Genomic DNA, 12,321 nt, shown 5'->3' on the forward strand with positions numbered 1-12,321 from the left:
GGGCACTGGGTGTTTGGCCCGATGGGGCTGAAGGTTACAGCGGGGCGCACTGTCCGTTGGTCGCCACGAGTTGGCGGATGGCCTCTTCGTCGCCCGCGAGCTTGAGCTGGGTCAGCATCTCCTCGGTGATCGGCTCCCCGTCGGGCGTCGTGGTCACGGGGGTGAAGTCCGACGGCGAGGGCTGCTGGGCGGCATTGCCCGCGGCGGGCAGACTGGCGGGGACGGCCCCGCCCGCCTGGACGTGGCCGGCGCCGGCCTGGGGAACCGTGATCCCGTCGTCGGGAATTCCGGCCGACTGGGCACCCTTGGCGGATGCTGATGCCAGCAGCTGGTCCACGCGCTCATGGATCTGGTCGAAGTCAGGGTTGGTGGAGAACGAGGGGTCGAAGTCGGGCGGTCCGATGGTGAGCCGCTTGACGTCCTTGCCCTTCGCCTTGATGGCGAGGTCCAGGAAACTGCCCAGCTGGGCGGAGGAGATGTTGGACTCCACCACCTTTGTTCCGGCCCGGGCGATGTCCTCGAACTTGGACAGCAGGGTGGCCGGATCCAGCTGCTTCAACATGGCCTGCTGTACGCACTGCTGGCGCTGGATGCGGGAATAGTCGTCCACGTACTCGCGGGAGCGCCCGTACCAGAGTGCCTGGGCGCCGTTGAGCGTCTGGTCTCCGGCGGGGATCCATCCCAGCGGCATGCCGTGGGTCTTGGTGGCCTCGTCGAAATAGCCGCTCATGGGAACCCAGCCCCCGGCTTTGATCCGGATACCCCCCATGGCGTCGATGAGCGTCGAGAAGCCCTCCATGTCAACCAGGACGTAGGCCTGGATCTGCATGCCCAGGGTGCCGGAAACGGCCTCCATGGTGGCCTGGGCGCCGGGGTCTGCCACGCCGGGGTAGAGGTCGGCGTGTTCGTTGGTGACCTCGGTATTGATGGCGTTGATCAGGCATTCGTCGCCGCAGTTGTACCCGTCAGGGTAGAGGGCGCGCATGGGGGAGCCGGCGCTGAACTGTGCATTCTGGAAATTCCGGGGGACCGAAATGATGGCGGTCTGCCCCGTCTGGGCGTCCACGCTCAGGATGGAGAGGCTGTCCGGCCGGCGTCCGGTGCGGTCGTCGCCGGCGTCGCCGCCCATCATGAGGAAGTTGTAGCGTCCGTCCACGGGCTCCATGGCCGGGCCGGAGGAAAAGATGTTGCCGATGGCGTTGCGGCCCACGTTCAGCAGGTAGGCGGCGTAGCCCAGAGAGCCGCTTCCCATCACCAGCGCGAGCACCAGGGCGATGCCGACGGCGGGACGCGCCCGCGGAGCCAGCAGGACAGGCCGGATGAGCCGGAGGGTGTTCAGGAAGAGGAAGGCCCAGCCGAGCGCCAGCGCCGACAGCAGGACCACCAGCGCCATCGACGTGATCGGGTTGGTGAGGATATTGATGACCAGGCTCCGGTTGAGCAGCAGCATGGCCACTGTCAGTACCAGGAGCGCCCACACGCAGAGCGTTACGCGCAGGGCAGTCCGCCCCAGCTTCCGGTCCCCGGCGACGAGTTGCGCGCTGCCCGGTACCAGGAGCGTCAACAGGACCAGCACGAACGCACGCTTGGTACGGACCGCGGGGGAAGCACTGACCGGATAGCGTACCGGGTCCGTCATGGAGGCGCCGGAGCCGGTGTGGAGCACGCTGCTGCTGCTGGCCATGCCCGCCGCCCTAACGGCTGCCCCGGAGAGCGCTTGAGTCGCCGGGGAAGACTTCGCTGACTTTTTGCCGCAGGCTGGCCCCCTTGCGGGAGGCGACGGCGTTGAGGTCGGCGGCGAAATCCAGGAGGTCCGCCCGCAATGAAGAGGCAAGCTCATCTGTGCCGGAGGCCAGCATCCGTACGGCCAGGAGCCCGGCGTTCCGCGCCCCTGCGATGGATACCGTGGCAACCGGCACGCCGGCCGGCATCTGGACGATGGACAGCAGGGAGTCCATTCCGTCAAGGGTCTTCAGGGGAACGGGAACGCCGATCACGGGCAGCGGCGTGACGCTGGCGAGCATGCCCGGCAGGTGGGCGGCGCCGCCTGCGCCGGCAATGATGACCCGCAGGCCGCGTTCGTGGGCGGTCTGGCCGTACCGGATCATCTCGGTGGGCATCCGGTGGGCCGATACGACGTCCGCTTCAAAGGGGATGCCGAACTCGGCCAGGGCGTCGGCCGCAGCCTCCATGACGGGCCAGTCCGAGTCGGAGCCCATGACCAGCCCCACCAGGGGACCAGCGCCGGAACCGGCGGCTGTGGTTGCTTCGGCGCTCATGCATTCTCCTCGAATATTGCGGAAGGTTCTTCGGTGCCAACCCGTCCATCACGGATGATGCCTGCCACGGCCGTGGCCCGCCGGCGCACCGCGTCGACTTCCGCGGTTGACGATCCCAGCAGGTTGACGTGGCCGATCTTACGTCCGGGCCGCACTGATTTGCCGTAGCAGTGGATTTTGGCGGCCGGCTCGGCGGCAAGAGCCATGGGGTAGGCGGAGTACAGGTCCTGGTTGTCCCCGCCCAGGAAGTTCTTCATGACCGCGACGGGCGCCAGCGCATCGGTGGCGCCCAGGGGCAGGTTCAGGACGGCGCGAAGATGTTGTTCGAACTGGCTGGTAATTGAACCGTCCTGGGTCCAGTGGCCGGTGTTGTGCGGACGCATGGCCAGCTCGTTGATAAGGAATCCGGCGCCGCTGCCCGGTGTTTCGAAGAGTTCCACGGCAAGGACGCCGGTCACATCCAACTCGGCGGCGATGCGCAGGGCGGCGTCCTCCGCGGCGGCAGCAACCTCCAGCGGAATGTCCAGCGCGGGAGCAATCACCTCGTCGCAGACACCGTCCACCTGGATGGTGTGGACCACCGGCCAGGCCCGTGCCTCGCCGTCGGGCGTGCGTGCCACGAGGGCGGAGAGCTCGCGGGTGAACTCGACTTTCGCCTCTGCCAGCAGGGGACTCATGGCGGCAAACCAGTCCGCGGCTTCAGCGGCCTCGTCTGCTGAGCCCACGATCCGGACCCCCTTGCCGTCGTAGCCGCCCCGTGGGGTCTTCAACACGACAGGCCAACCGGTTTGGTCGCCGAAGCGGACCAGCGCGTCCACGTCCGCGACCGACGCCCAAGCCGGGTTAGGCAGTTCCAGCCGGTCGATGGCGGCACGCATGACCAGTTTGTCCTGGGCATGGACCAGGGCGTCCGGTCCGGGCTGGACGTTGACTCCGGCCTCCAGGAGGGCTCGAAGGTGGTCCGTCGGCACGTGCTCGTGGTCGAACGTCATCACGTCCAGGCCCTTGGAAAATTCCAGGAGCGTCTGCAGGTCCTTGTAATCGCCCACCGGCGTGGCCGGTACGGCCGACACTGCGGAAACGTCGTCGCCCTCGGCCAGGACGCGGAGTTCAAAGCCGAGTGCGGTAGCGGCAGGGGCCATCATTCGCGCGAGCTGGCCGCCGCCAACCACGCCTATCACTGGGAAAGTCACATCTGCCAGCCTACCGAAGAGGGGCCCGATCCCGCTTTTCCCGCCCGGCGGGGGACGCAGATTTTACGCCGCTGGGCTACCCGGTCTGCTGGCCGGCAACACATGCTCAAGGCTTTGGGGGCTAAAATGGGCATTTGGCCGTGTGGCCCACAGTTCGGACGGCCATGGAGGGTCATGTTTAGCGCACTTTCAGATCGTATCCGGGGACTCGCCTCACTCTTCTGGCGCGAGGTGGCCAAATTTGGTGCGGTGGGCGGTGTGGCGTTCGTCATCGACAACGGGCTGACGTATTACCTGATGCACGGTCCCATGTCGGACAGCGAGGCGAAGGCCCGCTTTGTGGGTGCCACTGTCGCTACCGTCTTCTCATGGGTGGCGAACCGTTTCTGGACGTTCCGTCACCGCCGCCAGGCCAACATCCTCCGCGAATTTGTCATGTTCGCCATCATCAATGGCATTGGCATCGGTATCTCCACCGGATTCACGGCACTGGCCAAATACTGGATGGGCATCGACGACAAGAACCTGCTGTTCCTGGCGGGTGTGGCCGGCATCCTGGTCGCCACGGTGGTCCGCTTCTTCGCGTACCGCTTCCTGGTGTTCAACGAGGAACTGGACCAGGAGCCGGAGTTCTCCCACGACCACGAGATCATCGAAGCCCACCCGCACAGGGAGCACGCACATGCCGCTGAACGCCCGGCTCCCACCCCGGCCGACGGCGGTCCGCAGGCCTAGGCTGTGCAACCTGATTAACTGCCGTGGATCCGTTCGTCTGCGAGCAGTTTGTCGGTAAGCGCCACGTCAGGATGGGTCAGCACCACGGAGCCGCCCTGCCGCCAGGCCCCCAGCGCGTTGGCCAACGCGGATTCCAGTCCCTGGTCTGCAGCAACATGCACCCTGGCTCCTTCCGAGTGCGGCAGGGCGAAACTGCTGGTCAGTTCGCTGTGCAGGATGGTTCGCCCATCGTGCGTCCGGAGCGCGCAGGCTGAAGGATCCGGGTCGGCGTGCGGCATGAACACATCCCCGTGGGACCGCACCTCCGCGGCGTAGTCAAGGCAGCCGGCGGGAAGCTCCCCGGTCCAGCGCATGGCCAGGGCGGGTAGCGCAACTGCAATAACGGCGTCGTCCTGTTCCCCGGCGCCGGCGGGATCGTCCGTGGCCAGGAAATCTGCCGGGCCGCCGTCGAGCACGGTTTCCAGTCCAAGCTGCCACCCGGCCAGGGCCCAGACCAAAGCCTTCCAATGGGCCGGCAGCGCGAGCCGCAGGCGCATGCCCGGCTCCGCATCCAGCTCGTCCTGCAACAGGTTGCTGGTCTTGGCCACCCAGTTGTCCAAGACCCGTCCCGACAGTTCCACCCGTTCCGAGTCGGGCCCGTACCAGGTCAGGCGGGGTGCCGTGGAATTTCCGGAGCGAAGGGTACCCATCAGGTCTATGGCGGGGATTGTCGTCATGGCTTCATCCTGCCACCTTCCCGGGTCTCCCGGCGGTGCCCATTTCCTGGCGGCAGTTTCCTGCCGGCTCCCAGGGTGATAATAATCACACACACTGCTAAGCGTGCTTGCTATTTCGGCGGGGACCGGGTATTTTCCCCGCGGATCCGGAGAATTTGCGGCCTGTTTGGCCCTTGTCGGCACCCCGCGGCATCCGCCACGCCCGGGTGAATGGAAATCCCGGGCGTGGCGTGCGCAAACTTCCCAGGTTGGACTGTCTATTATCCCGGCAACGGCTTGACTCGCCCTAGTTACACACGTGTAATTAGGTAACTAAAGCAATTGCGTAAATACCGGCACACAACCGAGTGTCCACGTATCCAGGCAGTGGCTGAAACATCAGGAGGGTCGCCGTGGGGCAAGCAGAGCGTATCCAGGAAGATGCCGTCGTGGCCGGTCAGGCAACGGCAAAATACCGTGCGCGGGGGGTGCCGAGTGATTGGTATGTTGACCCCGCCGATCCTGATGCCGCAGAGCGGTACAACAGGAATTCCGGCAGCATCCTCGAGGACCAGGCCACCGCGTTCCTTGCGGCACACGAGGCCCTCCTTGACGGCGGCGCCGAGCCGGAAGACGACCTGGATCCGCCCATGGAGCTGGCAGCGCCCGGTACCGCCCAGCCGGTATGGATTGGACTTCCGCTCCAGCAGGACTTCGACGACGAGGGCGAACTTGGCTGGCAGACGGACGCATTGTGCGCCCAGACGGATCCGGAAGCATTCTTCCCGGAAAAGGGCGGCTCCACCCGCGATGCGAAGAAGGTCTGTGGTGCCTGCAACGTCAGGTCCCAGTGCCTGGAGTATGCGCTGGCCAATGACGAACGGTTCGGCATCTGGGGAGGCCTTTCCGAGCGTGAGCGCCGGCGGCTAAGGAAGCGAGCAATCTAATTCTTCAGGATGTCCATGTCACTGCCGTTGTGGTCGCCCACAACGGCAGTGCCTATCTGCCCAGAACCCTTTCGGCCCTGGCGGCCCAGACCAGGCCCGTGGACCGCGCCATTGGCGTGGACACCGGATCCCGCGACGACTCGCACAGCCTCCTTCAGGAAGCCTTGGGGGAGGCCGCCACTGTCAGCCACCCCCGGGGCAAGGGCGGTATGGGCGCCGCCGTCTCCGCCGCGCTTGGCGCGCTGGCGCCCTTCGAGGCAACTGTCGACGGTCCGGGTACGGAGTGGGTCTGGCTGTTGCACGACGACGCCGCGCCCGCCCCAGAGGCCTTGGCTGAACTCCTGGGCGCCGTGGAGCGTGCGCCTTCAGTGACTGTTGCCGGCTGCAAACAGCTGGACTGGCATTCGCCGCGGAAGTTGATGGATGTGGGTTTGTCCACCAGCCGGTGGGCGGAGCGGCTTACCCTGATCGACGCTGACGAAATGGACCAGGGCCAGTACGACGGCCGCACTGATACCTTCGCCGTCAACTCCGCAGGCATGCTTGTCCGGCGGGACATCTGGGAACACCTGGGCGGTTTCGATCCCGCCCTGCCCGGCAGCGGCGATGACGTCGACTTCTGCTGGCGTAACCGGCTGGCAGGCCACCGCGTCGTGGTGGTCCCCGCAGCCCGCATGTTCCATGTGGCGCACCGCCCGCACGCCCTTGGAAACCCGTCCGCAGCCCGGAAAGCGCAGGTCCACCTGCGCCTGAAGCACAGCCCGCTCTGGATGGTGCCCCTCCACGGCATCGGTGCACTGCTGGGCAGCCTCTTCAAACTTGTCCTGAGCGTTGTGGTCAAGGATCCCGGCCACGGCATTTCCCAACTCCTTGCCACTTGCGCTGCCCTTGGCCGGCCCGGGGCCGTGGCGAGGGCCCGGCGGACAGCCAAACGCACACGGCGCATCCGCCGGTCCGTGATCCGCAAGCTCCAAACGCCCCGACGCGAGGTGTGGAGCCACCGCAGGTCGTTGATGGAGGCCCTGGGATCCGACGGGTCGGGCGCAGACCACCTCGTGCAGGATCCGCTCGCGCACCAGCCAACCGGCGATGCCGCGGACGATTTCGCCGCCCTGGCCACCAGCAAACGCGGATGGGTGGGTAACGGCGCCCTGGCTGCCGTCATTATTGCGGCGGTCGCCTCGCTCCTGGCCCTGGCGGGGCTGTTCCGCGCGGGGGCCGTAACCGGGGGCGCCCTGATTCCTGTCTCCGCCCAATTGGGCGATATCTGGCACCATGCCTCGAGCTGGTGGATCAGCCTGGGGGCGGGACTCCCGGGGCACGGCGATCCCTTTGACTACGTGCTCTGGATCATCGGCGTCCTCGGCGGAGGTGACGCCAACCCCGCCATGGCGTGGCTGCTCCTGCTCGGGGCCCCGCTGTCCGGACTCACCGCGTGGTTCGCCGCGGGCGGGGTCACAGTGCGCCGCCGGCTCAGGTTCGTGGCGGCCATCTTTTGGGCTGCTGCTCCAGCACTCCAGGTGGCACTGAACCAGGGCCGCGCCGGTGCGTTGATCGCGCACATCATGCTGCCGCTGGTGGTCCTGGGCCTGCTGCGCGCTACCGGCTCGGCGGTAGGCCACGGCCGTTTCAACCCCGCGTCAGCCCTTGACGACCGGCCGGCCGAACTGCCGCCGGCCAAGGCGGGCATCAACGGGGTGCCCTCATGGACGGCCGCCGCAGCTGCCGGCCTTGCGCTGGCGGTCACAACGGCGTCGGCGCCCTCTTTGCTTGTCCCTGCGGCCGCGGTCATCGTGCTCTGCGGGGTCCTGCTGGGACGGCGCGGGCGGACAGTGTGGTGGGCGCTGTTGCCCAGTGCGGCCTTGTTTGTCCCCTTCGCGTTGTCGACGCTTGACCGGCCGAGGGCACTCCTGGCCGACCCCGGACTCCCGCTGGGATTCGACGCTGCCCCACTCTGGCAGCAGATCCTGGGCCAGCCCCTGTCATTCGACCCTGCTGCCGGCATACAGGGGCTGGCGGCCTTCGCGGGCGGACCGATGCCGTGGGCCCTGCTGCTGGCACTGCTGGTCGCCGTGCCCGTGCTGGTCCTTGCCGTAGTGGGTCTCCTGGGCCCCGGGCGGCGTGCCGGGACTGCCAGATGGTTCTGGGTTGCCGCGGTGATCTTCCTTGCCAGTGGATGGCTGGCCAGCCACGTTGCCACGGGCCTGAACGAGGACGTCCTAGTAACGCCCTTCACCGGACCGGCAGTGTCTGCCGCGTCCTTTGCCCTCCTCGCGGCAGCCCTCCTCGGAGCCGAGCAGTTGCTGTCCGCTGCGGCACGGGCTTCCGGTACCGGGGCCAAGACCCGGACTGCGACACGCGCCGGCCTGGCACTGGGCCTGGTGGTACTGCTGGCAGGACCGTTGGCCGGAATGGCCGCCTGGTCCGCGCAAAACCTGCTGCGCCCGGCCGGAGCAACGGCCGCGCCTTCAGTGGCCACGCTGGGAGATGCCACCAGCCCAGCCCCTCCCGGGGCCGGGGGAGCCCTGGGCGCGCCGCGGCTGGTGGAAGCCACTGCCGGACGGTCCCTTCCCGCCACCGCCATTGACAGGGGGATCGGACCCGAGCAGACACGAACCCTCCTGCTCCGTACCGGCGACGACGGTACCTTCAATGCATCCCTGATGCGCGGGAGCGGCACCACCCTGGACAGCTTGTCTGCCATCGCCTCCGCACGGAACATCATTGGCGCTCCCGGCGCGGAAGAGGTACGTGGCGACGACGACGTCACCGCTGCTCTTCGACGCGTTGCAGCCACCCTGGTTGCCGGGCAGGGCGTGGACCCGCGGACGGACCTGGAACAACTCGGTGTCGGATTCGTGGTGCTCCGCTCCGCGGACACCGCAGCCCAGCTGACCGCCAGCCGGATGGATGCAGTTCCCGGCCTGGTGGCCGTGGGACAGACCGACGTTGGCTGGCTGTGGCGCATCAGCCCGCTGAACCAGCCGGTCATCCAGGCCGCCGATGTTGCCCACCGTGTCCGCATTGTCGATCCCCGCGGCGCGGCCACGGCGCTGGTGGCATCCGGAACTGATGAGGTCGACGCCGCAGTCCCGGCAGGTGCCGAAGGCCGTTTGGTGGTGCTTGCCGAACGCGCTGATCCCGGGTGGACTGCCTGGCTCGATGGGCGGAAGCTGACCTCCACCACCTCAGGCTGGTCCCAGGCGTTTACCCTTCCGGCATCGGGAGGCCGGCTTACCGTCCGGTACGAAAACCCGTGGTCCTTCTGGACTGCCGCCGCCCAGATCACGGTGATCGGACTGACAGTCATCCTTGCCATCCCCATGCCGGCCCGACGGCCGCGGACCGGCCTCTCCCGTGACGAGGGCTCCTTGCGTAAGGAACACCAACATGCATGACCACACCCCACCGGCCACGGCGCAGTCCGATGCCGGAACGCAGCCCGCAACCAAGCAGCCGGCCGCAGGCGAAAAGCCGGCCCCGGAGCGGACCGGGACCGGGACAGGCAGGAAGGCATCCGGCCGCGGCGCTACCCGGCTGCCCGGCGCCAAGGGCCGCGCAGCATCCGCGGCCGGAGTGGCGGCAGGCGTCCTCATCCTTGCCGGCACCGGTGCCGTGGTGGCCGCGGGGTCATTGACGCCGCATCCGGAAACCAGCCGGACTGTGCCGGCCGCGGAAGCCGCTGTTCCCGCAGGAGCCAGCGTCGGAGTCTGCCCCGGGCCTGCGCGGCTGCTGGAAGGCACCGACGCGGGCACTGACGCCCAGTTCCGGCCCGAGTCAGCCACGGCCGCAACCAGGGTCAGCGCCGCTGTGCTTGGCGCGGGCGGCGTGCTGCCGGGGAGCCGGCTGTCAGGACTGGACGGAACGGCCGCCGTCGAAATCGCCAAGGACCCCGGCGCGGCGCCCACTGCCGGCACTCCCCAGGAGCTCCTTGCCGGAGTAGTTGCCGACCGCGCGGTGGACCAGGTCAATGTCCTCAGTGCCAACGCCCTGGCAAACCAGAACGCATCGGCTGCGGGTGCCATGAAGTACACCGCCAGCGACGGCGACCTCCAGGGCAGTGCCGCGGCGACGTGCGCGCAACCCTCCAACGACCAGTGGCTTGCAGGTGCCGCCACCACGCTTGGCCGCACCTCCGTGCTGGCGCTGACCAACGCCTCCAGCACTCCTGCCACTGTGAGCCTGGAGCTGTTCGGGGCGGGCGGTCAGATCCAGGCTCCGGGCAGCCGCGGACTGCTGGTTGCCCCCGGCACCACGCGCAGCGTAGTCCTCGCAGGGCTGGCGCCCAACGAGTCCCAGCTCAGCGTGCATGTCCGCAGCGCCGGTGGCCCGGTTGCCGCGTCAATCCAGCAAAGTGTCCTGCGCGGCCTTGCCCCGGGCGGCGTGGATTTCATTAGCCCGGGGGCTGCGCCCGCAGTCCGCCAGGTAATGACGGGGGTGGACATCCAGGATCCGGCCGGTGTCGCTGCACTGACCGGGCAGCCGGGGTACCGGGACGCGGGCCCCGCCCTGGAGCTGACCGTGCCCGGCGCTTCCGACGCCGTGGTGGAGATCAAGCTGTACGGTCGGGACGGCCAACATGCGCTTCCCTCCGGCGGTGTTATCACCGCGAAAGCCGGGTCAACCACGGAAGTATCCCTGGCCGGGGTTCCTGCCGGCCAGTACACCGTCGCGGCCTCATCCGACGTGTCCTTCGTTGCGGCAGCACGCATGGGCCGCGGCCTCCAGGCGGGGCAGCCCCTGGACGTGGCATGGGCGGCGTCCGCCGTGCGGCTCGGCAGCCAGCACGTGGTTCCCGTTCCCAAGGGAGGACTTCGCCAGCTGGTTTTCGGCGCCCTGGACGCCCGGGCCACCATCACTTACGCACCCATCACGGCTGATGGAAAGGTGCGGCCGGCGGCCACGGCGGACATTGCCGGGGGGACAACCGCCTCCATCAGCATTCCGGCACAGGCCGACGGGGCCGACGTCGTGGGCTATGTCGTGTCCGCGTCAGGCGGCGCAGCCTATGGAGCGGTGCTCGTGGGACAGGACGGCCGGAACGATGTTTCCTCCCTGGCTTTCCTGGCTGCTGCGGCCGGGCGGGAAACAGTCCCGGTCACGCTGGGCTACTAAAGGTTCCCGGCTGCCGTTATCAATAGCGGCGGCGGTACACGGGATCCAAGGTCTCCGGAGCCACGCCGAGCATCTCGGCCGTGTGTTCCACCACCACATCGTGGACCAGGTCCTGGAGCTCATCCACGCTGGAGCAGGCCTGCTCCACAACCCGCCGGTACACCGTAATCATGGGCCCGTCATCACCGGAAGCGGGTGTGTAGGAACCCATCGGCGGTGTGGCGGCATGGGCGGCCAGCTGCTCAAGGTCCGGCGGGATCTCGTCCACACCAAAGCGCACGCCGTCCAGTGTTTTGCCCCAAATATCGTGCAGCCGCTGGGCTGAATCCAGCACCATGTCGTCAAAGCGGTCGGCACGCGTCCGGTATCCGGGGTGCGTGGGCAGCATCACCTCACCGCGAAGGCCACGCCCGTGGCGGTTCCGGCGCCGCCTGAAGAAGCTCCTGCCGGCAGTCTCCACGCCCGTTGCCGTGCTGGCATCCGGGTCAGCCAACCGGACCGAAAAGCCTGATTCATGGTTCGATGACTGCATACATCGACTCTAAACCCGGGGGAGGATTTACGCGATACATCCCTGTGGCTGCGGAGACGCGTCGGCCCGTGCGCCAATGCGCGGTTTTTGCGCAGCCAAGGGGTAGTCTGTGATGTCGTGGGAGCTATCCGTCAGTGTTCAAGGTCAGCCTGCCGCCAGTCGGCGGTAGCCACCCTGACGTACGTGTATGCAGACTCCACCGCAGTCCTGGGTCCGCTGGCCACGTATGCGGAGCCGCACTGCTACGACCTCTGCGAGCAACACGCTGACTCGTTGACCGTTCCCCGCGGCTGGGAAGTGCTGCGCCTGGCCATGCCGTCGACCCCCCAGCAGCCAGGGCCGGATGACCTTTTGGCGCTCGCCAACGCCGTACGGGACGCCGCTGCCCTCCCCCCGGAAGCCCAGCCAAGCGCCCAGCGCGGCCACCATTCCGCCCTTGAAGCTCCTGCGGGCGCCGAAGGGGTACGCCGGGGGCACCTGCGGGTCCTCCGGGAACCTTCCTGACCTCCATCTGGCGGTACGCTGGAAGCTGCACATCTTTCCGCTACCGGCGCGAGCGCGCCCGCCAGGGAGCATGAACAAATGCCTAAGATCAGTCCCGAGCTGTTGTCCGTCCTGCGTTGCCCCGTGACCGGCTCGCCGCTGGTCCAGGAGGGCGAAGAACTGGTGGCCACTGCCGCCGGGGATACGGGGATCAGGAACCGGTACGCCATCGAAGACGGGATCCCGCTGCTGCTGCCTCCGGAACTGCTGGCTGCAGCAGCATCGGCAGGTTCGGACCAGCACGATCACGCCGCGGCAGGGCTCTAGTTCACCTGTATCCGC

Annotated in this window: 11 protein-coding genes; 6 read left to right on the forward strand and 5 right to left on the reverse strand. The window is 67.8% G+C overall.

Features of this window, described 5'->3' with window-relative positions; genetic code table 11:
- Positions 1 to 34 precede the first annotated feature (34 nt).
- Genes LDO14_RS06500 through LDO14_RS06510 form a run of 3 tightly spaced genes read right to left on the reverse strand, consistent with a single transcriptional unit; the run spans position 35 to position 3,424 of the window.
- Entirely contained in the window at positions 35 to 1,684 is a 1,650-nt protein-coding gene (locus LDO14_RS06500; RefSeq protein WP_223994444.1) for an LCP family protein, read from the reverse strand.
- 10 nt (positions 1,685 to 1,694) lie between these two features.
- On the reverse strand, positions 1,695 to 2,279 hold the full coding sequence (gene purE / locus LDO14_RS06505; RefSeq protein ID WP_223994446.1) for a 5-(carboxyamino)imidazole ribonucleotide mutase: 585 nt from the start codon (positions 2,277 to 2,279) through the stop codon (positions 1,695 to 1,697).
- Entirely contained in the window at positions 2,276 to 3,424 is a 1,149-nt protein-coding gene (locus LDO14_RS06510) for a 5-(carboxyamino)imidazole ribonucleotide synthase (protein WP_263422501.1), read from the reverse strand. The genes purE and LDO14_RS06510 overlap by 4 nt, the downstream gene beginning before the upstream one ends.
- A gap of 222 nt (positions 3,425 to 3,646) precedes the next feature.
- On the opposite strand from LDO14_RS06510, the gene LDO14_RS06515 reads away from it, so the two are divergent.
- Positions 3,647 to 4,207, forward strand: coding sequence for a GtrA family protein (locus tag LDO14_RS06515; protein WP_134164543.1), 561 nt, complete (start codon positions 3,647 to 3,649; stop codon positions 4,205 to 4,207).
- 14 nt (positions 4,208 to 4,221) lie between these two features.
- Here the strand turns inward: LDO14_RS06515 and LDO14_RS06520 are convergent, their stop codons facing one another.
- Positions 4,222 to 4,923, reverse strand: a complete 702-nt coding sequence (locus LDO14_RS06520) for a TIGR03089 family protein (protein ID WP_018770157.1) — start codon at positions 4,921 to 4,923, stop codon at positions 4,222 to 4,224.
- Positions 4,924 to 5,315: 392 nt separating this feature from the next.
- On the opposite strand from LDO14_RS06520, the gene LDO14_RS21560 reads away from it, so the two are divergent.
- Genes LDO14_RS21560 through LDO14_RS06535 form a run of 3 tightly spaced genes read left to right on the forward strand, consistent with a single transcriptional unit; the run spans position 5,316 to position 10,964 of the window.
- Positions 5,316 to 5,849, forward strand: a complete 534-nt coding sequence (locus LDO14_RS21560) for a WhiB family transcriptional regulator (protein ID WP_018770156.1) — start codon at positions 5,316 to 5,318, stop codon at positions 5,847 to 5,849.
- Positions 5,850 to 5,878: 29 nt separating this feature from the next.
- A complete protein-coding gene (locus tag LDO14_RS06530; RefSeq protein ID WP_223994450.1) occupies positions 5,879 to 9,247 on the forward strand; it encodes a glycosyltransferase family 2 protein in 3,369 nt (1,122 codons plus the stop codon).
- Positions 9,240 to 10,964 (forward strand): DUF5719 family protein, encoded by a 1,725-nt coding sequence (locus tag LDO14_RS06535; RefSeq protein ID WP_223994452.1) that lies wholly within the window; start codon positions 9,240 to 9,242, stop codon positions 10,962 to 10,964. The genes LDO14_RS06530 and LDO14_RS06535 overlap by 8 nt, the downstream gene beginning before the upstream one ends.
- Positions 10,965 to 10,983: 19 nt before the next feature.
- Here the strand turns inward: LDO14_RS06535 and LDO14_RS06540 are convergent, their stop codons facing one another.
- A complete protein-coding gene (locus LDO14_RS06540; RefSeq protein ID WP_223994454.1) occupies positions 10,984 to 11,496 on the reverse strand; it encodes a metallopeptidase family protein in 513 nt (170 codons plus the stop codon).
- A 117-nt stretch (positions 11,497 to 11,613) separates the two neighbouring features.
- Between LDO14_RS06540 and LDO14_RS06545 the strand changes: the two genes are divergently transcribed.
- Together LDO14_RS06545 and LDO14_RS06550 are read left to right on the forward strand one after the other, a co-directional pair.
- The gene (locus LDO14_RS06545; RefSeq protein WP_026265913.1) at positions 11,614 to 12,000 is read left to right on the forward strand and encodes a DUF3499 domain-containing protein; all 387 of its coding nucleotides are present in this window, start codon (positions 11,614 to 11,616) and stop codon (positions 11,998 to 12,000) included.
- Between the two features lie 78 nt (positions 12,001 to 12,078).
- The gene (locus LDO14_RS06550; RefSeq protein ID WP_018770151.1) at positions 12,079 to 12,306 is read left to right on the forward strand and encodes a hypothetical protein; all 228 of its coding nucleotides are present in this window, start codon (positions 12,079 to 12,081) and stop codon (positions 12,304 to 12,306) included.
- The last annotated feature ends 15 nt before the right edge of the window (positions 12,307 to 12,321 follow it).

This window comes from Arthrobacter sp. NicSoilB11 (assembly GCF_019977375.1).
Classification (GTDB): Bacteria; Actinomycetota; Actinomycetes; order Actinomycetales; family Micrococcaceae; genus Arthrobacter.